Source organism: Campylobacter sp. RM9334 (assembly GCF_020138145.1).
Classification (GTDB): Bacteria; Campylobacterota; Campylobacteria; order Campylobacterales; family Campylobacteraceae; genus Campylobacter_E.
Genome location: NZ_JACGAX010000005.1, coordinates 61,637 through 80,694, shown reverse-complemented (window position 1 = coordinate 80,694; position 19,058 = coordinate 61,637). Strand labels below are relative to the sequence as shown.

The window sequence follows — 19,058 nt, the reverse complement described above, 5'->3', positions numbered from 1 at the left end:
GTTATTATGAAAATATATAATAAAATTTTAAGAAGTTGTATTAAAAGAAAGTATGAGATTTTATCTTTATTTAATAATGATATTAAAACTATAAATCCTTATGCTTTTATAAGGGTTTATAATGAAATAGAAACAATAGAGGCAACACTAAAAACAATAGTGGGGGGGGGTATTACAAGAGGAGTTCTAGGCTATCACTTAGATGAATTTGGTAAAGATGATGGAACTAGTGAAGTAATTAAACAATTTTGTAAAAATAATCCAAATTTTATAGCATTTGAATATCCATATAAGGTTATACCTCCAAGTAAGACAATGTATTTAAATGATATTAAAGAAGAGTATAGATTGGATACTTATTATAATTTTGTTCTTGATAAAATTCCACTTAATAATTGGTTAATTAAAATTGATTGTGACCATATTTATAATGAAATTGCATTAAAAAAGGTATTAATGCAACCAAAAAGCATTATTGATAGTATTTATTTGCCTGCTCTTAATATGCATTATAGTGATGGTAAATTATATTTTTTAAAGAATTTTTATAAAATAGGAGATGACCATTGGTTATTGTTAAGAAATAAAGATACTAATTTTTGCATTGATAAAGATATGGGTTGTGAATTTTTAAATTATAACTTTTTTAATTTTATTAAAGCAGAAAATATAATAAGTCTTCATTTTCCGTTAATGAAAAAATCTCGTATTCATTTAGCTACTAAAGATAATTTAATTCCTTATGATGAATTTGATTTTTCACAATTAAAAATGACAGAGATTGATAAAGAATTTATTTTAAACAAAGAAAAAATTTTAAGTTATTTTAATTCCTAAGTATTTTAAATTCTAATTCAATTTAAAATCTAGTATTAATTATATATTACTATCAAATATATAGCTATATTTTATAAAGTTGAAATATTAAATTATTCACTTATTTTAAACTTTTATAATTTTTAAGAAAATATATCAAAATAGTAGCAAAACTAGGGATTAAAAATGCAAAATTTAAAAAAGTTAAAAAACTAATATAATCAATTCCGTATCCATATTTTATAAATTTTATATCAGGCGGGAATATAAATGCTATAAAAATTAAAAAACAAATAGTTATAAGCCTAAAAATTAAAGATTTTTTATTTAATTTTATATTAAGATTTGTAGAATTTGTATTAAAAATCATAATAATAACATATAAAATAAATATTAATATTATATAAAATACCCCAAAAAATACAAGTAAAACAAATAAAGGTATCAAAAATAAATCAGCACAAAATAACCAAGATTTATAAGAATTTGCCTTATAAATAAGACTTAAAAATAATATGCTAAAAAATGGTAGTATCAATATATCTATAAAATATGCTTGAAAAGTAAAAATACTTTTAATTACTCCCATTTTAAACATTAAAAAACCAAAAAACATATAAGAGCTTAAAATTAAAAGTAAAATGCCCCAAAATTTAAAAAAATCTGCTGTGCTTAAACTTGCTTTATAATTTAATAAAAATATATTTAAAAGAGTTTTTAAAAATATATTTTTAAACATTTTTATCCTTTAGATTTGATATTTGTTATTAAATTGATATATAAAATATATGTTAATATGATATTAATTTACAAAATATCTTTAATAATTGAGCTAATTTCTATAAAGCCATCAACTTCTCTTAAAAACAAATATTCATTTGAAGGTTGTTTTAGTGCTAAATAATTTTTACCTAAAATTTCATTACAATATAAATAACTAGCAAAACTCCCACTCCCACAAGCACTCTCATAAAATAAAGTCTTAATATCTCTTACCCAGACAATAGGCTCAAGACAATCACCTTGTAAATACATAAAACCACTTGCTTTTTTGTCTAAAAAATCATTATCTTTTAAATATGAATATGCAAATTCTTTTAAATTAATTTTAGATAAATCTAATTTTTTCGTATAAATAATATGAAAAATATCTCCTAAATCTACATAATATATATCATCATCAAGCTTATTTAATTTATATTCATTTTTAAATCTTAAATAATAAAAATTATCATCTTTATATAGTTTTTTAATATTATTATCTTTTATAAAATCACTGCTACTAATACCGCATAAATAATCTTTATCATTTAGTTTAATTTTTGTAGTTTTTAAATTATTAGTATCTAAAAAATACTTTCCAGCACATCTTAAAGCATTAAAACAAATCTCTCCACCTGCCATTTTTAATTCATAATCTTGTATAAAGCCAACTTGTTCAACATCTTTATGCTTAGCTAAAATCTCATTATTTATACTTTTAAAATCTAAATTATTAATTCCAACAACCAAAGCCGTAGTATTTCCCGCTGGATAATATAAATTATATTTATACATTTTTTACTCCTTTAATTTTCTTTATCTTAAACAAGCTTAGTTAAAATGGCGTAAGAGTATGGTGGATAATCGCTTTTAATTAAGAGGAAAGTCCGGGCTGCAATAAGATGAGGTTCCATCTAACAGATGGCTAGAGCAATCTAAGGGAAAGTGTAACAGAAAATAAACTTCCTAATTTTAGGTAAAGGTGAAACGGCGGGGTAAGAGCCCACCAGTGATTATGCGAGTAAAAGCAATTCAGCTTATAAACCCAACCTGCAGCAAGAAGGGGTGGTTTTTATCTTATATTTTAAACCCTTCGCTAGAGTGCTATTGTGAAATAGTAAGTAGATAAATGATTATCCAAGACAAAACCCGGCTTATAGCCATACTCTTTTAAGGATTAGGATGCAAATTAGAGTTTATTATGAAGATACTGATTGTATGGGGATTGTCTATCATACAAATTATTTAAAATATTGTGAAAGAGCTAGGAGCGAATGGTTTTTTGCTAATGAAGGAAAAGATTTATTAAAAGAAAATCCTTTTGCATTAAGAGAAATTAAGGCTATTTATAAAGCACCTGCTAAATTAGGAGATATTTTAGAAGTTAAAAATATTCTTGTAGGATTTGATAAATATTGTTTAGAATTAAAGCAAATAATTTATAAAGATGATAAAGCTATTTTTGAAGCTTTTATAAAATTAGTTCATATAAAAGATGGCAAACTATCCCCAATTAGCGAAGAATTAAAAGAATATTTGAGTAAATAATTTATATAAATTCTTTAAAATTTTCGTGATTAGCTAGTATTAGTCTTTTATCATTTAAAGCTAGAAGTTTTTTGCTAAAGCCGTTTTTGCTAAAAAGTATAAAATAATCAGGTTCAAAATCCAAATATCTAGCTTTTTGAATGAGTTTTGAATACGAGCTAATACACATTTTTTTGCCATTAAATTTCACTTCGCCTAATAAAGATATTTCGTAATTGTCATAAAAAATATCACATTCATAATCTTTGCCCCAAATACTCTTAATGCCTTTTATATTAAATCTCTTCTCGCACCACTCACAAGCGATTTGCTCGTAAATAAACGACTGATATTCATAAAATTTTTCATTAATTAATTTTAAGGCTAATTCTTTATCTTTTAAAATTATTTTCTCCATTGCTTTTAAAAAATAAAAATAAAATCTAGTGTAATTAGAATTAAAAATAACTTTATTTTGTGGATAAAATCTCTTAAAACTCAATAAATCATTATTTAATTCAAGTCTTAAAAAACCACGATTAATCAAGGAATGAAAGCTTTTTCTAGCTTTAAATCTTGAGCCGTATTTGTTGATAGAAAACTCCAAGCGAGATTTTCTAGCGTAGTGAATTAGTGCCTTGCATTCGCTTTCATTTATTTCAAATTCGTAAGGATTATATGTATTTACTAGCTCGTTTATATAATAATTAATATCATTTAAACTAGGTTTAAAACTCTTATCTCCAAACACAGAATAAAAGTCTAACGCTTCGTCTAAATAAAAATGCGGATATCTTTTAATAAAGTCTAAAAATTCTATAACTACCCCTTAATTTTTTTGTGCTAATTTTACTTTAATTATTTTTACAAAGGGCAAAAATGCAAATTAGTGAGCTAAAAAGCGACATAATTTTAGATGAAAATACAAAATATTTTGATTACACAGCAAGTGCTTTGGCACTAAAATCAATTGAATTAAAAATGCAAAATATTTTAAAAACATATGCCAACACTCATTCAGATAGTGCAAAAAATTCAAAAATAACAAGTAAATACTATAAAGACGCAAAAAGCTATATCAAAAAAAGCTTAGGATTAAATTCTAATTATAGCTTGATTGCTTGTGGGAGTGGCTCAACTGCGGCTATTAAAAAATTTCAAGAATTATTAGGAATATATGTTCCACCGCTTATTAAACAGCGTTATTTTAATGATATTGCTAAAAATACTTTGCCTTTAGTAATTGTTAGTGCGATTGAACACCATTCAAATGAGCTTAGTTTTAAAGAAGGTTTATGCGAGTGCATTAGACTAAATCATAGGGATTTTAATAGTGATTTATACGAGCTTGAAAGAATTTGCAAAAAGAACGCTAATAGAAAAATAATAATGAGTTTTAATGCCGTTAGCAATATCACAGGAGTTAGAGCAAACCTTGCAAAAATCAGCGAAATTGCGAAAAAATATAAAGCGATTTTAGCAATTGATGCAAGTTCGGCTATACCTTATGAAAATATTGAAATTCCGTTTGATGCTTTATTTTTTTCAGGACATAAAATGTTAGGCGGAGTTGGCACGAGTGGATTTTTAGCTATTAAAAATGAGCTTATTGGCAAAATTCCTACATTTGCAGCTGGTGGGACGGTTGGCTATGTTAGTAGGAGTAATTATGAGTTTTTAGACGATGCTGAAAGCCTTGAAGAGGGTGGAACTCCTGCGATTTTACAAGTTATTAAAAGTGAATTAGCTTTTAGGATTAGAGATGAAATAGGGCTTGGGGTGATTAAAGAAAAGGAAAATATCTTAAAAGAATATTTTTTAAACGCTATTAAAAAAGTGCAATTTAAATACAAAATCACACTATACGCTGCAAATATTAAGGATAGATTGCCTATATTTTCACTAAATTCTACAGGCGTTAGCCCTTATGATTTAGCTAGGGTTTTAAGCGATGATTATGGGATAGAAACTCGTGCTGGGTGTGCTTGTGCTGGTCCTTATGCACATGATTTATTAAATTATGTGGATAATCAAAATTTCAATGCTAAGCCTGGATTTTTAAGAATAAGTTTGCATTATACTCACGAATTAAGCGATATTGATTATTTGATTAACTCACTTTGCAAAAGCATAGAAAAGCTAAATAAGAATTTAAAATAAGGAATATTTATTAGCAAAGTAATTATGAATTTAAAAGGACTTGGTGCTTTAAGTATTCCAAGAGTGTTTTTTAATATGCAATTAATTTCAAAATTAAATGCTTTAAAAAAGTTAAAAAATGATGAGATTTTACATATAAAAAATAGATTGAATTATTACAATAAAATTAATGATTTTTTTGAGCTAAAAAAGATAGAAAATGTAGAGCATTCTAAATTAGGCGAAAACTTATTAAAAAACACTTCATATTCTTTTGATTTTTACAAGGTTAGCAAATATTTTCATAAAGATTTAAAGATAAATAAATTCTTTTATGATTGTTCTAGCGAGTTTTTAAATACTATAACAAAATCAAGACCAATTTATAGTAAAAATGTGATTTTAAAGCTTGATATCAGAAGGCATTTTTGTTTTTTAAATGATAAAAATGATTTTAAAGATAAAGTGGATTTGGCTGTTTTTATGGGTGCTTGTGTTCAACAAAATAGAATAGATTTTATTAATAAATTTAAAGATTGTAAAAGACTAAATCTAGGTAATGTAAATAAGAAAAATAGGTCAGGTTATTTAAGCAAGGAAGAGCAGCTTAAATATAAATTTATAATCTCTCTTGAAGGTTGGGATGTTGCTACAAATCTTAAATGGATAATGAGTTCAAATTCTATCGCAATTACTCCAAGATTAAAATATGAAACTTGGTTTATGGAAGGAAAATTAATTCCTAACGAGCATTTTTTATTAATTAAAGATGATTTTAGTGACATTTTAGATGTAATGGATAATGCTTTAACTAATGATAAATTAGTAAAAAAAATTATTAAAAATCAAAATGAATATATACAACAATTTTTAAATCCTAATATAGAAGAGTTGCTTGGTATTTTGGTTTTAGCGAAGTATTTTTATTATTCAAATCAAATTAAATTAGATAATTTTGTAATTGAATTATTTGATGGAATTTAAAATATATAAATTTTATTTTAAACTTTATTAATATTTAATATGAATTAAAGTAAAAATAATTTAATATTTATTAAATATTTTTAAAGGAGAGTTTATGAGAAAGATTGTATTTTTAGGTGCTGGGTATGCAAATTTAAGCCTAATTAAAAAGATTAAAAAGAAAAATCTAAGAAAAGCAGAATTTATACTAATAAACAATAATTCTTATCATTATAAAACGACAGAACTACACAAAATAGCAGCAAGAGAAAGCGAAAAAGACATAGTGATAAATCTAAAAAGCATACTGCCTAAAGATATAACCTTAATTTGTGATAATGTAAAAAGTATTGAAAATGGCAAGGTTATTTGTGAGAATGCAAATTATGATTATGATGAGCTTTATGTTGGACTTGGTGCGAGTGTAAATACTTTTGGCATTGCTGGACTTGATGAATGCTTAAATATTATAAATTATAAAAACGCTTTAAAAACTGCTGAAACACTTTATAAAAATCTTGAGCTTTATGAGAATAAAAATGTAATTATTTGTGGTGCGGGGCTTAGCGGAGTAGAGCTTTGTGGCTCAATTGCTACAACTTGCAAAAATCTAGGAATTAGTATTAATTTATATTTGGTTGAAGCAATGGATGAGATTTTGCCTGTTTATACTAAAGATTTAGCTAAAAAAGCTAGAAATTATTTAGAAAATCTAGGCGTAAAAGTTCTAAGCTCTCATAAAATAATCAAAAAAGTTGATGATAAATTATTCTTAAACGATGAAAATAATTATATAAAAGCAAAAACTATAATTTTTACAGCTGGAGTTAAGGGTAGCGAAGTGATTGCAAATAGTGGCTTTAATCACAAAAATAATAGAGTTTTAGTAAATGAATATTTAATGGCACCTAATTTTGATAATTGTTATGTTTTAGGAGATTTAGCGATTGTTTCAAATTTCGCACCTACTGCACAAATTGCTTGTAAGCAAGGAAAATACCTAGCAAAAAGACTAAATGCAAGACTTGAAGGAATTGAGTTTAACGAACCTTTTAAATACAATGATAAAGGTAGCATTTGTTCGGTTGGAAAAGACTATGCAATAGGCGTTATTTTAGGTAAAACTTATAGTGGTTTTATGGCAAAAAGTCTTAAAAAATTAACCGAAATAGAATGGAGTGAAACTCTAAAGTAAAATATTAAAACAATTTTAAGAATTTGAAATTCTCATTTCAAATTCTTAAATCTCAAAATCTCTTTTATACTATTTATTACATAATTTATCTCATCGTTATTGATTACATAAGGTGGCATAAAATAAATCGTATTGCCAAGTGGTCTTAAAAGCAACCCATATTCAAGTGCTTTTAGATACACTTCAAGCCCAAATCTAGGATTAAAATGCTCTATATCAAATGCAAATACCATTCCTTGATGCCTAACATTTCGCACACTTTTAAATTCAGCAAATCCTTGCCAAAGTGAGTTTATATACTCGCTTTTAATTTTATTTTGATTTATAACATTATTTTTATTAAATATATCCAAAGTTGCATTCGCAGCAGCACAAGCAAGTGCATTTCCTGTATAGCTATGTGAATGCAAAAATGCCTTGTATTCGCTATATGGAGCATAAAATTCATTATAAATTTCATCATTTGTAATTACTACACTAATTGGTAAATACCCACCGCTAAGCCCTTTGCTAAGGCATAAAAAATCAGGCACAATTTCACACTGCTCTAAAGCAAACATAGTCCCGCTTCTTCCAAATCCAACGGCAATTTCATCAAAAATTATATCAATATCATAAGATTTTGCTAACCAACAAGCCTTTTTGATAAACTTAGCTGAATACATATTCATTGAACCTGCACACTGAATTAAAGGCTCAAGGATAAAGGCATTTATGTTTTTATGCTCTTTTTCAAGTAATTTTTCAAGCTCTTTTAATTCATTTTCATAATCTAGTCCACTTGGTGCAGGGGTGTTTAAGCATTCAAGCAAAAGTGGTTTATAAGTCTTTTTATAAAGTTCAACATCGCTTACGCTTAGTGCAGCTATCGTTTCTCCGTGGTAAGAATTATTAAGTGATAAAAATTTGTTTTTTAATTTTCCTTGCAAAAGATTTTTATGAAAACTCATCTTAAGTGCTACTTCAACAGCACTTGAGCCATTATCAGCATAAAAGCATTTATTAAGCTTAGTTGGTAGTAAATCAGTAAGTCTTTTTGATAATCTTATAATGCTTTCGTGAGAAAATCCAGCCATTATGATATGCTCTAAGGTGTTTAATTGCTCGTAAATTTTGCTATTTATATAATCATTGCTATGTCCGAAAAGATTTACCCACCAAGAGCTAACGCAATCAATATATGATTTATCATTAAAATCATATAAATACACACCTTTTGCCCTTTTTATAGGGATTAATGGCACAAATTCGTGCTCTTTCATTTGTGTGCAAGGGTGCCAAATATGTGCTAAATCAAGTTTTACTAATTCTTCTTGCATTTATAACTCCTTTATAAATTTTAATTAAAATTATTATAAAGGATAAAAATGCAAAACTTATTAAATGAATTAAAAAAAGAAAATAATTTTAGAGAACTAAAAAGATTTAAAAATGATGGTAAATTTGTGATTTTTAATGATAAAAGACTGCTTAATTTTGCTAGTAATGATTATTTAGGAATTGCAAGTAGCGGTGAGCTTGAACGGGAGTTTTTAAAAAATCATTTTGCACTTAGCTCAAGTGCTAGTAGAAGTCTTGGTGGCGGTGGAGATGAATACTTTTTGTTTGAAGAATACTTATCGTCTTTATATAAAAATGAAGCGCTTTTATTTAGTAGCGGGTTTTTGCTAAATTATAGTTGTTTAAGTGCTTTAGCTACTTTAAAAAATACGCTTTTTTTAGCTGATAAAAAAGTTCATGCAAGTATTATTGATGGCATAAAGCATTCTAATTTTAAACGCTTTAAACACAATGATATAAATGATTTAGAAAAATTATTGCAAACGAATTTAAATTATGAAAAAATCATAATAATTTGCGAGAGTTTATATAGTATGGATGCAGATTTTGCACCACTTGATAAGCTTTTAGAACTTAAGAAAAAATATAAAAATATTATGCTTTATGTTGATGAAGCACATAGTGTTGGTTCACTCGGCATTAATGGGCTAGGACTTGGATACTTAAAAGACATTGATTTTTTAGTTCTTACATTTGGTAAAAGCATTGCTAGTATGGGTGCTGCGATGATTTGCTCAAAAGAAGCAAAAGATTTTTTTATAAACAAGGCTAGGGGGTTAATTTATTCAACCGCTTTACCACCTATTAATGTAGCTTATTCGCATTTTGTGTTTTCAAAATTGGCTAATTTTGATAAATTAAGAGAGCATTTACAAAATCTTAGCTCATATTTAAATGAATTGCTAAAAGATAAAATAAAGGGCGTTAGTTATATAAAAATGATAGTTTTAGGAGATAATGAAAAAGCTAATTTTTACTCGGCAAAACTTATGCAAAAAGGCTTTTATGCTCCAAGTATAAAAACTCCAACCGTGGCTATTAAAGATACAGGAATAAGACTATCAATAAATGCTAGTATGGATTTTAGCGATTTAGATAATTTTGCTAAGGCTTTTTATGAAATTTGAGTTTTTACATAAAAATAATTCTAGTGATTTGGTGTTATTTTTCGGTGGTTTTGGCTTTTTACCGAGTGCTTATAATTTAGCTTCTAGAAATGATGTTTTAATGGTTTATGATTATTTGGAATTTGATTTAGGATTTTTAGAGATTTGTAAAACTTATAAAAGCATTAAACTAATCGCTTTTTCAATGGGTGTTATGGTGTCTTGCAAGTGCGATTTAAGTTCGCTTAATATCGTGCAAAAAATAGCGATAAATGGCACTATAAAAGGTATTGATGATGAGTTTGGAATTAGCGAAAAGCTTTTTAAAATTACGGCTAAAAGATTTGATAAAGAAAGCTTTTTAAATAATTGTGGCGGGATAAATAAGGCATTTAATCAAAATCCTAAAGATGAGCTTTTAAGTATTATAGAAATTTCTAAAAAGCCTTGTATTTGGCAAGATTATGATTTGGCATACTCATCAAATGATGATAAAATTTTCCCACAAAATGCACTTTTAAAAAGCTTTAAAAATATTAATAAAATTAATGCTTCTCATTTTTGCTTTGATGAGTTTTTAAGCTGGGATGAAATATGAAAAGTTTTTTAAGAGCAAAAGATACTTATTTTAAAAATGCTATCGTGCAAAATGATATGAGAGAAGTTTTACTTAGCGAAATAAATGGGCGTTTTGATAGGGTGCTTGAGCTTGGCTCAAATAGGGGCGAGTTTAGCAAAATGGTAGCTAAAAAGATAGAATTTAGTGAGTTTTATTGCGTAGATATTAATGATTTTAGCTGTGATTATGGTAAGGAATTTATTTTCGTAAAGCACGATTTAAGAGATTTTGAAAACTCATTTTTAGCTAAAATGGATTTTGATTTAGTTATTTCAAATGCGTGTTTTCAGTGGCTTGATTTAGCAAAATTAATAAATGAAATTTCTAAATCAAATTCTAAGCTAATTTTTAGCACTTTTGGAGTGAATAATCTTTGGCAAATTAAAGAGCATTTTGGCATAGGGCTTGAGTATTTAAATATTGATGAAATAGAGCGGATTTTAAAGCCGTATTATAAAAATATAAAGATTTTTGAGAAAGATTATGAGCTAAATTTTAGCTCAAGTATTGAGCTTTTTAGGCATTTAAAACTTAGTGGAGTAAATGCCTTTAGCGGGGTATTTTTAGGTAAAAATGATTTAAAAATCTTTAATGATAAATATCACAATACCTTAAACTACCACGCCATTTTTGTTAGTGCTAGTAAATGATTTAATCAAGTTCTAAATTCATTTAGTTTTGAGTTTAATTTTTCTGTAATGTTGCTAAGATGATTTGCTGCTCCTGCTATTTCTTCTACGCTTCTTGCGTTTTCGTGAGTTATTTGATTTATATTATCCATACCTAGCAATATATCATCCATTGCTTTGCTAGTATTTATGTAATCATTTACCGTGTTATTAGATATTTCAATAACCATATTCATAGCATTATTCATATCTTTCATAATTTTTTGCGTATCTTCAGAAAGATGGGTTAAATCGCTAATTTGTTTAGCGTTTATACTCATTTGTTCGCTTGCATCTTTAATACCTTGAACTATAACACTTATTGTTGCATTTATTTCACTAAGGCTTTTTTGAGTTCTCTCTGCTAAACTTCTTACTTCATCAGCTACTACAGCAAATCCTCTACCATGCTCTCCTGCTCTTGCTGCTTCAATTGCAGCATTTAATGCAAGTAAGTTAGTTTGGTCTGCTACATCGTTAATTATTTCTAAAATAGATTTAACATTATCAGCATCGTGGCTAAGTTTGATAATTTTATCTGATACTTCTGATTCTAAATTTGCACTTTGAATAATTTTTGTATTTAATTCTGAAATAGATTTATTTACATTATTAATATATGTAATTGCATCAACTAATTTTTCTTTACCATTACTAGCAGCATTTACACCACTATCTAATGCTTGTTTTGTAGTGTCGCCTTTATTTGCTATATTTTCAACAATATTAGCACTTTGCTCAACACTTTGACCTGTATTTAAAGAACTTTGAGAAAGCTCATTTGCTACACTAGCATTTTCGCTACTTATATTTTTAGCATCTACGATTAATAATCTAACTTTTTCTATAAAATCATTAATAGCTTTACTTGTTGCTGCTATTTCATCTTTACCATTTATAGGAAGTTTTTGAGTTAAATCTCCATCTCCACTACTTAATTCAGTAGCTCTACTTGTAAGATAATTAAGTGGTTTAGAGATTTGAAATAATACAAAAAATATCAATATCGCAAGTATTATTATCCCAATAATCACTGCGTATGTTATGAATTTAATTCCAAAACTACTGATTTTATCATTCATACCTTTATTGATTGTATTGATTTTTTGCATACTTTCACTTAAGCTTATGCTACAAGCATAGATAATTCCCATACCTGTATCTTTTTGAGCGTATATTAAAACTTCTTTTTCTTTATCTAAAGCTTTATCAAAAAAAGTTGTCCTAACAAAACCACCATCTTTATCTTGAGCAGCTTTAATAATATCTCTTATGTAATAATCTCCGTTTTTTCCTTGAGCATCATAGTTGTTTTTGCCTATTCTATCTTGGATATAATGAACTAGATAATTTCCCTTTTCATCCATAGCAAAAAAATTCACTAATTTATTATGCAAATCCATATCTTTTAAATAAATCAGCGTATTTTGGTAAGCTTCGTTTTTACCTAAACCTTTTGAAATCGCTTCTGTATAAATATTATCAGTTATATCATTTATAGCATAAATAATACTTTTAGCAGTGTTTTGTGCATCATCTAAGACTAATTTTTCAATAGATACATCAGTATCATTGCTAATTGATTTCATCGCACTATTTGATAAATAAATCATACTAGAGCATAAAATCACTAAAGACACAGCAATTATAATTGCTAATTTTTGAGATATTTTCATTTTTACTCTCCTAATAATTTTTATTACAATGAAAATATTATCAAAAAATTAATTTTTTATTCTTAGCCCTTTAAATATCTATATGATAGTAGTTAAATATGTGTTAATGGGGGGGGGGTTCTTAATTTGTAATATGTATGAATAATGTCATTTATTAAAATTTTAATAAATAAATAAATTTTTAATATTAAAAAGTAAGCAAAAAATGCTTACTTTATTTACTCAAGTTCTAAATTCATTTAGTTTTGAGTTTAATTTTTCTGTAATGTTGCTAAGATGATTTGCTGCTCCTGCTATTTCTTCTACGCTTCTTGCGTTTTCGTGAGTTATTTTATTGATATTATTAACTCCTGATAATATATCATCCATAACCTTGCTAGTGATTATATAATCATCTACGGTTTGATTTGAAATTCCTATTACATTATTCATAGCTTCATTCATATCGTTCATAGTTTTTTGAGTATTATCAGCTAATTTTGTTAGTTCCCCAATGCTTTTTGCATTTAGGCTCATTTGACCACTTGCATCTTCTATACCTTGTGTTATAACACTTATTGTTGCGTTTATTTCTACTAATGAATGCTGGGTTCTTTCTGCTAATTTTCTTACTTCATCAGCTACTACGGCAAACCCACGCCCATGCTCTCCTGCTCTTGCAGCTTCAATTGCAGCATTTAGTGCAAGTAGATTAGTCTGGTCTGCTACATCATTTATCATTTCTAAAATAGATTTAACATTATCAGCATCTTGACTAAGTCTTACTATCTTATCTGATACTTCAGCTTCTAAATTCGCACTTTGCATAATTTTTGTATTTAATTCTGAAATAGATTTATTTACATCATTTATATATTTTAGAGCATTTACTAATTGATTTTTACCATCTTCTGCAGCTTTAACTCCGATTGCTAGAGTAGAGTTTGCACTATCTCCTTTATTAGCTACATCTCTTACTATCACTGAGCTTTGCTCAACACTTTGACCTGTATTTAAAGAACTTTGAGAAAGTTCATTTGCCACACTAGCATTTTCACTACTTATATTTTTAGCATCTACGATTAATAATCTAACTTTTTCTATAAAATCATTAATGGCTTTACTTGTTGCTGCTATTTCATCTTTACCATTTACAGGTAATTTTTGAGTTAAATCTCCATCTCCACTACTTAATTCAGTAGCTCTACTTGTAAGATAATTAAGTGGTTTAGAGATTTGAAATAATACAAAAAATATCAATATCGCAAGTATTATTATCCCAATAATCACTGCGTATGTTATGAATTTGATTCCAAATTCATTTATGTGAGAGTTCATATCGTCGTTGATTTTTTGTATTTCTTTCATTCCTTCATCTAAATCCACGGTGCAAGCATAGATAATTCCCATACCTATATCTTTTTGAGCGTATATTAATACATTTCTTTCTTTGTTAATCATAGAATCAAAAAACTTAGTTTTAACATATCCACCATCTGGGTTTGCTGATGATTTGATTAAATCTTGAATAAAGTATTTTCCATAAATATCTTTGTCATTTATATGATTTTTACCAACTCTTGCTTGAACATAATGAACTAGGTAGGTTCCATCTTCATCCATTGCGAAAAAATTCACTAATTTATTATGTAAATCCATATTGCTTAAGTATTTTATGGTGTTATTGTATGATACTTCTTTACTAATGCCTTTACTTTTTAAATCTAAATATAACTGGTCTGTCATATGATTTACACTATATACAACGCTTTGAGCAGTTTTTAAAGCATCGTCTAAGACTAATTTTTCAATAGATACATCAGTATCATCGCTAATTGATTTCATCGCACTATTTGATAAATAAATCATACTAGAGCATAAAATCACTAAAGACACAGCAATTATAATTGCTAATTTTTGAGATATTTTCATTCTCATTCTCCTATTGATAATAATTTCTAAATTAAGCTCCGTATATTAGCATAAAATTTACTTTTTATTCTTAAGCCTTTAAATATCTATATAGCAATGCTTTAATATGTGTCAATGGGGGGGGGGTATCTTAAGTTGTAACAAATAAAATAAATATTAATTTAATAGTATTTTGAATTTTTTTAAAAAAATATAAAAATTTTTATATAAATTATTTATGGAATTTGGATTTAAAATTCAAATTCCATAAAATTTTTTTAGCAACTCTTAGCTACTTCATAGCCACTTTTTAAGATGAGTTCTACATCTTTATGTTTTTCTTCGCCTTTTGTAGTCAGATAATCTCCTAGCACGATAGCGTTTATCCCTGCTTCAAACATAGCTTTAAAATCATCTTTAAATGCAAATTCTCTACCACCTGCAGCCATTAGTCTTGTATTTGGTAGTTTTTCTTTTGCAAGTTTTATTATATTAATAGCTTCTTCTTTGGTGATTTCTTTAGCTTTTATTTTTAAAGCTTCATTTTTTATATAAAAATTAATTGGACTTGTGTGCGGCTTTAAAGTCGCAAGAGCGTCAAGTAATTCAGCTCTTTGTTCATCGCTTTCGCCTAAGCCAAAAATCCCACCACAGCAAATGCCAAGTCCAGCATTTATAGCGTTTTGATTAGTTTCATATCTTTCTTCATAAGTATGAGTTGTGCAGATATTTTTAAAATTGCTTTTGGCGGTTTCTAGGTTGTGATTATAACTATCTATTCCATGCTCTTTTAAAAATACTAAATCCTTATAACTAGCTCTTCCATTGCAGCCAATTAGGTGTAAATGTAAGCCACTTTCTTTAATAGCACTTGCTGCTCTTGCAATAAAATCTAGCTTTTTACTGTCAATTCCACGACCAGAAGTAACAAGGCAAAATCCTAAAGCACCAGCTTCACTAGCTATTTTTGCTTCGTTTAAAATAGTATTAATATCCTTATAATCATATACATTAATATTTGTATTATAATGCTTACTTTGGGTGCAATACGCACAATCTTCGCTACAATTTCCACTTTTTACATTGCAAATTGAACATAAAAATATTTCTTTCATTTTATATCCTTTACTTGTTAAAATACAATTTATTCTAACTAAAAAGGATAAAAATGTATATATGTGGCATTCATACTGACGCTGGTAAAACTCATTTATGTGTTGCTTTGTGTAAAGCTTTTAATTATTCTTATTTTAAAATAGTTCAAGCAGGTTGTAATAAAGACAGCGATATTTTAAGGCGTTTTGTAAAGAATGTAAAAGTTCATAAAGAAGGGATATTTTTAAATACTCCTGCATCACCACACATAGCAAAAAAGCTTGATAATATTGAATATTCTATAAATGATTTAATCTTGCCTAATGATGATAAAATGATTATTGAATTAGCTGGGGGTCTTTTTTGTCCTATTGATGATAATTTAACTATGATTGATTTTATGAAAAAACATAAGCGCAAAGTAATTTTAGCTGCTAGGAATTATTTGGGTATGATAAATCATACAATTTTAAGCATAAAAGCATTGCAAGATAATGGTTTTGATATTGTTTGTGTCGTGATGATTGGCGAGATTGATACTAGACTTGATGAGTTTATTTATAATTATACGGGCGTAAATATAGCTCATTTAGAGTATTTTGATGAGTTTAACATAGATGAAAAGATACAAGAATTTAAAAATGAAATTGAAAAATATTTAAGGAGTTAGTTTTGGAAATAATTTATGTGATTTTGGCTATTTTGTTTTTAGTAATTATTATGGTTATTTTTACTTATAATTCTTTAATAGCAAGAAGAAATGATGTAAAAAATACTTATTCAAGTATTGATGTTGAGCTTCAGCAAAGATATGATTTAATACCTAATTTAATAGCTTCTATAAAAGCTTATTTTGAATACGAAAAAGATACTTTAGAAAATATTGTAAAACTTAGAGAAAATGCTATGTATTCAAATAATACTAAAGAAAAATTTGCTTTAAATAACGAACTAAGTAAAGCTTTAGGGAATTTAAATATCAAACTTGAAAATTACCCTGATTTAAAGGCAAACTCAAGTGTTAATAATCTTTTAAATGCTTTAAAAGATTGTGAAGAGCAAATTAGTGCTGCTAGAAGAGCTTATAATTCAGCAGTTACAAGTTATAACAATTATTGCGAGAGTTTTCCAAATAATTTAATAGCTAATGCTTTTAATTTTATAAAAGCTGATTTTTATGAAGTAAAAGATGAAATTAAAAGCAATCCTAATGTAAAAGATTTATTTAAATGATTAAAACATTAAAACTTATTTTTATAGTTTTAGTTGTTTTTGCATTTTATAAATTATGTTTAGCAATAGATGATTATTATATTAGTAAGGATATGAATTTAATTCATTTTAGTCATTTTTTATATTTAGCGGTATCTTTAATATTACTTGCTTTATTAATTTATACTCTTAATCTTTTTTTATATGTATTGCCGTTTTTTTATAAACATAATTTCGTTTTGATTGAAGATAAGAAAAAATATAAAGATACATTAATAGCTTCTGATAGGGCATATATTTTTAATGCTTATAGAAAAAATGGTTTAGATATTTTGTTTTGTTCTTTTTTAAAAGTTGATAGTATAGGTATGTTTGATGTTAAGATTAAGTATTTAAGCATTGATTTTTTTGGAACTTATATAAGGGTTAAGAAGAAAATTCATAATAATTTTGGTATTTTTGCTAATAGGAGATTGCTATTTTTATATTTTAATAATGGAATTTTATTTAATCAAAAGATTAGTTATTTGAGTGATAATGTAGAATTTAATAAAAAATTTATTTTATATCCTAGTGATATGGTTAAGGATTTTAAATTTTTAAATCCTAAAAAATTAAGAAATATCGTAACAGCTGCAAAATATATAAATCATAGATTTAGTGTGATTTATGGTGATGAATATTTAGAAATTTATATTCATAATTTTTTATTTTCTTCTAATATTGAGAATGAATTTAAAAGTGTTTTAAGAATTATAAAAGAATTTAATGAGGCAAAATGATAGAGTTGTTAAAAGTTTTTAGAATAATTTGTATTGTGTGTTTGGCAATATATTTAATTTGGGGTATTGCTAGGCAATTTCAAAATATTTATATAATGTTTATTTTGATAGTATTTATTATAATTTCATCATTTTTTATTAGCTATATTCAGTATAAAAATATAATCAAACCATTTTTCATTAGCAATAGTTTTAATGAAATATCAAATATAAGCGATATTAAAAAAGGCATAATTAATAGTGAAAGTTTAAATATAGAATTTGCTTATAATAAAGATGATTTAGATATTTTAAAGGTTAATATTAAAAATACTTATTACACACAAAAAGATAAAAAAAGAGAAAAAGATATTTTTAAAGGAATTTATATTCGTAAAAAAAATATAAAAATGAAAGATTTTATAATAGTTAGTAATAGCGATATTAAGGATATTTTAGGAGTTAAAGAGCCTTTAATTTTACTTGATAATGTAGATTTTAATAAATATTTTAAATTGTATTCTAATAATAATTTAGAAGTTTTTAAATTCTTAAATCCTAAGAAATTAGATATTATTAGTAATAATGCAAAACTTATTAATCACAAAATAAGTCTTTTTTATAAAGATAATTATTTGCATATTTATATTCATAATTTTTCTTTTAGTGAAAATATTGCAAAAGAATTTAAAAGCATAATAAATATTGTTAACGAGTTTTAAAAAATGTGAGAATTTGAAACACGAAATTAAAAGTATATGCTATTATAAGTTATAATTTTATTTTTGTTATATTTATAACATTAAAATTGTCAGAATTTTATATCAGGAGAGAAAATGAAAAGAGAAGAAATAAAAGAATTAATAGATATGTTTGCTCAAGCAAATATAGGCAAAATCAAAATCAAAGAAGGCGATTTTGAAATTAGCTTAGAAAAGCAAGGAACGGTTGTTGAATGCGCACCAATTCCTGCAGTAATGCCACAAAGTGCCCCAGCACCAATTAATGTAAATGTAGTAAATGAAGCACAACCTGCTAAAAACACTCATCCAGCAATTACAAGCCCAATGGTAGGAACATTTTATCAAGCACCAAGTCCAGGGGCAGCTAGTTTCGTAAAAGTTGGTCAAACAGTGAGAAAAGGCGATACAATTTGCATTATTGAAGCTATGAAAATTATGAATGAAATTGAAGCTGAATTTGATTGCAAAATCGTAAGCGCTTTAGTAGAAGATGGACAACCTGTGGAGTATGGAACAGAATTATTTGCAGTTGAAAAACTATAAGT

The 19,058-nt window shown here is 26.5% G+C and carries 19 protein-coding genes, 1 other RNA gene and 3 pseudogenes; 14 read left to right on the top strand and 9 right to left on the bottom strand.

The window, feature by feature from the left end; genetic code table 11:
- Positions 1 to 6 precede the first annotated feature (6 nt).
- Positions 7 to 837, top strand: coding sequence for a hypothetical protein (locus tag AVBRAN9334_RS03720; RefSeq protein ID WP_336607069.1), 831 nt, complete (start codon positions 7 to 9; stop codon positions 835 to 837).
- 100 nt (positions 838 to 937) lie between these two features.
- Here the strand turns inward: AVBRAN9334_RS03720 and AVBRAN9334_RS03715 are convergent, their stop codons facing one another.
- Together AVBRAN9334_RS03715 and AVBRAN9334_RS03710 are read right to left on the bottom strand one after the other, a co-directional pair.
- Positions 938 to 1,555, bottom strand: a complete 618-nt coding sequence (locus tag AVBRAN9334_RS03715; protein ID WP_336607068.1) for a hypothetical protein — start codon at positions 1,553 to 1,555, stop codon at positions 938 to 940.
- A gap of 68 nt (positions 1,556 to 1,623) precedes the next feature.
- Positions 1,624 to 2,373: a hypothetical protein gene (locus AVBRAN9334_RS03710; protein ID WP_336607067.1), complete on the bottom strand. Its 750-nt coding sequence runs from the start codon at positions 2,371 to 2,373 to the stop codon at positions 1,624 to 1,626.
- Between the two features lie 53 nt (positions 2,374 to 2,426).
- On the opposite strand from AVBRAN9334_RS03710, the gene rnpB reads away from it, so the two are divergent.
- Both rnpB and AVBRAN9334_RS03700 read left to right on the top strand, forming a co-directional pair.
- An RNA gene (gene rnpB / locus AVBRAN9334_RS03705) (RNase P RNA component class A) lies at positions 2,427 to 2,751 on the top strand.
- A gap of 9 nt (positions 2,752 to 2,760) precedes the next feature.
- The gene (locus tag AVBRAN9334_RS03700) at positions 2,761 to 3,126 is read left to right on the top strand and encodes a YbgC/FadM family acyl-CoA thioesterase (protein ID WP_214117099.1); all 366 of its coding nucleotides are present in this window, start codon (positions 2,761 to 2,763) and stop codon (positions 3,124 to 3,126) included.
- A 1-nt stretch (position 3,127) separates the two neighbouring features.
- Here AVBRAN9334_RS03700 and AVBRAN9334_RS03695 read toward each other — a convergent pair whose 3' ends face one another.
- Positions 3,128 to 3,856 carry an ATP-binding protein gene (locus AVBRAN9334_RS03695; RefSeq protein WP_336607066.1) on the bottom strand — a complete coding sequence of 243 codons (729 nt, stop codon included), beginning with the start codon at positions 3,854 to 3,856 and terminating at the stop codon, positions 3,128 to 3,130.
- A gap of 128 nt (positions 3,857 to 3,984) precedes the next feature.
- On the opposite strand from AVBRAN9334_RS03695, the gene AVBRAN9334_RS03690 reads away from it, so the two are divergent.
- From AVBRAN9334_RS03690 to AVBRAN9334_RS03680, 3 genes are all read left to right on the top strand, one after another.
- Positions 3,985 to 5,265: an aminotransferase class V-fold PLP-dependent enzyme gene (locus AVBRAN9334_RS03690; protein WP_336607065.1), complete on the top strand. Its 1,281-nt coding sequence runs from the start codon at positions 3,985 to 3,987 to the stop codon at positions 5,263 to 5,265.
- Positions 5,266 to 5,289: 24 nt separating this feature from the next.
- Positions 5,290 to 6,228, top strand: a complete 939-nt coding sequence (locus tag AVBRAN9334_RS03685; RefSeq protein ID WP_336607064.1) for a glycosyl transferase family 90 — start codon at positions 5,290 to 5,292, stop codon at positions 6,226 to 6,228.
- Positions 6,229 to 6,322: 94 nt separating this feature from the next.
- Entirely contained in the window at positions 6,323 to 7,402 is a 1,080-nt protein-coding gene (locus tag AVBRAN9334_RS03680; RefSeq protein WP_336607063.1) for an NAD(P)/FAD-dependent oxidoreductase, read from the top strand.
- 32 nt (positions 7,403 to 7,434) lie between these two features.
- On the opposite strand, the gene AVBRAN9334_RS03675 is transcribed toward AVBRAN9334_RS03680, so the two are convergent.
- Complete coding sequence (locus tag AVBRAN9334_RS03675) at positions 7,435 to 8,721, bottom strand: adenosylmethionine--8-amino-7-oxononanoate transaminase (RefSeq protein ID WP_336607062.1); 1,287 nt, start codon at positions 8,719 to 8,721, stop codon at positions 7,435 to 7,437.
- A 48-nt stretch (positions 8,722 to 8,769) separates the two neighbouring features.
- Between AVBRAN9334_RS03675 and AVBRAN9334_RS03670 the strand changes: the two genes are divergently transcribed.
- Genes AVBRAN9334_RS03670 through AVBRAN9334_RS03660 form a run of 3 tightly spaced genes read left to right on the top strand, consistent with a single transcriptional unit; the run spans position 8,770 to position 11,118 of the window.
- On the top strand, positions 8,770 to 9,870 hold the full coding sequence (locus AVBRAN9334_RS03670) for an aminotransferase class I/II-fold pyridoxal phosphate-dependent enzyme (protein WP_336607061.1): 1,101 nt from the start codon (positions 8,770 to 8,772) through the stop codon (positions 9,868 to 9,870).
- Complete coding sequence (locus AVBRAN9334_RS03665) at positions 9,860 to 10,447, top strand: pimeloyl-ACP methyl esterase BioG family protein (RefSeq protein WP_336607060.1); 588 nt, start codon at positions 9,860 to 9,862, stop codon at positions 10,445 to 10,447. The genes AVBRAN9334_RS03670 and AVBRAN9334_RS03665 overlap by 11 nt, the downstream gene beginning before the upstream one ends.
- Positions 10,444 to 11,118: a methyltransferase domain-containing protein gene (locus AVBRAN9334_RS03660; RefSeq protein ID WP_336607059.1), complete on the top strand. Its 675-nt coding sequence runs from the start codon at positions 10,444 to 10,446 to the stop codon at positions 11,116 to 11,118. Before AVBRAN9334_RS03665 ends, AVBRAN9334_RS03660 begins: the two co-directional genes overlap by 4 nt.
- A 5-nt stretch (positions 11,119 to 11,123) precedes the next feature.
- Here the strand turns inward: AVBRAN9334_RS03660 and AVBRAN9334_RS10200 are convergent.
- The 5 genes and pseudogenes from AVBRAN9334_RS10200 to AVBRAN9334_RS03645 form a co-directional block, all read right to left on the bottom strand.
- Positions 11,124 to 11,627 (bottom strand): annotated as a pseudogene (locus AVBRAN9334_RS10200) (methyl-accepting chemotaxis protein); the annotation flags it as partial.
- A gap of 354 nt (positions 11,628 to 11,981) precedes the next feature.
- Positions 11,982 to 12,725, bottom strand: a pseudogene (locus AVBRAN9334_RS10195) (cache domain-containing protein); the annotation flags it as partial.
- 309 nt (positions 12,726 to 13,034) lie between these two features.
- A complete protein-coding gene (locus tag AVBRAN9334_RS10190) occupies positions 13,035 to 13,775 on the bottom strand; it encodes a methyl-accepting chemotaxis protein (protein ID WP_442862223.1) in 741 nt (246 codons plus the stop codon).
- A 117-nt stretch (positions 13,776 to 13,892) separates the two neighbouring features.
- A pseudogene (locus AVBRAN9334_RS10185) lies at positions 13,893 to 14,636 on the bottom strand (HAMP domain-containing protein); the annotation flags it as partial.
- A gap of 344 nt (positions 14,637 to 14,980) precedes the next feature.
- Positions 14,981 to 15,817: a biotin synthase gene (locus AVBRAN9334_RS03645; RefSeq protein ID WP_214117065.1), complete on the bottom strand. Its 837-nt coding sequence runs from the start codon at positions 15,815 to 15,817 to the stop codon at positions 14,981 to 14,983.
- A gap of 53 nt (positions 15,818 to 15,870) precedes the next feature.
- On the opposite strand from AVBRAN9334_RS03645, the gene bioD reads away from it, so the two are divergent.
- From bioD to accB, 5 genes are all read left to right on the top strand, one after another.
- Positions 15,871 to 16,467: a dethiobiotin synthase gene (bioD, locus tag AVBRAN9334_RS03640; protein WP_336607056.1), complete on the top strand. Its 597-nt coding sequence runs from the start codon at positions 15,871 to 15,873 to the stop codon at positions 16,465 to 16,467.
- A 2-nt stretch (positions 16,468 to 16,469) separates the two neighbouring features.
- Positions 16,470 to 17,030, top strand: a complete 561-nt coding sequence (locus AVBRAN9334_RS03635) for a LemA family protein (protein ID WP_239803579.1) — start codon at positions 16,470 to 16,472, stop codon at positions 17,028 to 17,030.
- Entirely contained in the window at positions 17,027 to 17,791 is a 765-nt protein-coding gene (locus AVBRAN9334_RS03630; RefSeq protein WP_336607055.1) for a DUF3137 domain-containing protein, read from the top strand. The genes AVBRAN9334_RS03635 and AVBRAN9334_RS03630 overlap by 4 nt, the downstream gene beginning before the upstream one ends.
- A complete protein-coding gene (locus AVBRAN9334_RS03625) occupies positions 17,788 to 18,492 on the top strand; it encodes a DUF3137 domain-containing protein (protein WP_336607054.1) in 705 nt (234 codons plus the stop codon). The genes AVBRAN9334_RS03630 and AVBRAN9334_RS03625 overlap by 4 nt, the downstream gene beginning before the upstream one ends.
- 114 nt (positions 18,493 to 18,606) lie before the next feature.
- The gene (gene accB, locus AVBRAN9334_RS03620; RefSeq protein ID WP_214118793.1) at positions 18,607 to 19,056 is read left to right on the top strand and encodes an acetyl-CoA carboxylase biotin carboxyl carrier protein; all 450 of its coding nucleotides are present in this window, start codon (positions 18,607 to 18,609) and stop codon (positions 19,054 to 19,056) included.
- Positions 19,057 to 19,058: the final 2 nt, after the last annotated feature.

Excerpts from the sequence above, each read along its gene's own strand:
- AVBRAN9334_RS03670 (WP_336607061.1), top strand. The coding sequence starts at position 8,770 with ATGCAAAACTTATTAAATGAATTAAAAAAAGAAAATAATTTTAGAGAA.
- bioD (WP_336607056.1), top strand. The coding sequence starts at position 15,871 with ATGTATATATGTGGCATTCATACTGACGCTGGTAAAACTCATTTATGT.
- AVBRAN9334_RS03715 (WP_336607068.1), bottom strand. The coding sequence starts at position 1,555 with ATGTTTAAAAATATATTTTTAAAAACTCTTTTAAATATATTTTTATTA.
- AVBRAN9334_RS03690 (WP_336607065.1), top strand. The coding sequence starts at position 3,985 with ATGCAAATTAGTGAGCTAAAAAGCGACATAATTTTAGATGAAAATACA.
- AVBRAN9334_RS03700 (WP_214117099.1), top strand. The coding sequence starts at position 2,761 with ATGCAAATTAGAGTTTATTATGAAGATACTGATTGTATGGGGATTGTC.
- accB (WP_214118793.1), top strand. The coding sequence starts at position 18,607 with ATGAAAAGAGAAGAAATAAAAGAATTAATAGATATGTTTGCTCAAGCA.
- AVBRAN9334_RS03685 (WP_336607064.1), top strand. The coding sequence starts at position 5,290 with ATGAATTTAAAAGGACTTGGTGCTTTAAGTATTCCAAGAGTGTTTTTT.
- AVBRAN9334_RS03660 (WP_336607059.1), top strand. The coding sequence starts at position 10,444 with ATGAAAAGTTTTTTAAGAGCAAAAGATACTTATTTTAAAAATGCTATC.
- AVBRAN9334_RS03680 (WP_336607063.1), top strand. The coding sequence starts at position 6,323 with ATGAGAAAGATTGTATTTTTAGGTGCTGGGTATGCAAATTTAAGCCTA.
- AVBRAN9334_RS03625 (WP_336607054.1), top strand. The coding sequence starts at position 17,788 with ATGATAGAGTTGTTAAAAGTTTTTAGAATAATTTGTATTGTGTGTTTG.
- AVBRAN9334_RS03630 (WP_336607055.1), top strand. The coding sequence starts at position 17,027 with ATGATTAAAACATTAAAACTTATTTTTATAGTTTTAGTTGTTTTTGCA.
- AVBRAN9334_RS03675 (WP_336607062.1), bottom strand. The coding sequence starts at position 8,721 with ATGCAAGAAGAATTAGTAAAACTTGATTTAGCACATATTTGGCACCCT.
- AVBRAN9334_RS03665 (WP_336607060.1), top strand. The coding sequence starts at position 9,860 with ATGAAATTTGAGTTTTTACATAAAAATAATTCTAGTGATTTGGTGTTA.
- AVBRAN9334_RS03720 (WP_336607069.1), top strand. The coding sequence starts at position 7 with ATGAAAATATATAATAAAATTTTAAGAAGTTGTATTAAAAGAAAGTAT.
- AVBRAN9334_RS03645 (WP_214117065.1), bottom strand. The coding sequence starts at position 15,817 with ATGAAAGAAATATTTTTATGTTCAATTTGCAATGTAAAAAGTGGAAAT.
- AVBRAN9334_RS03710 (WP_336607067.1), bottom strand. The coding sequence starts at position 2,373 with ATGTATAAATATAATTTATATTATCCAGCGGGAAATACTACGGCTTTG.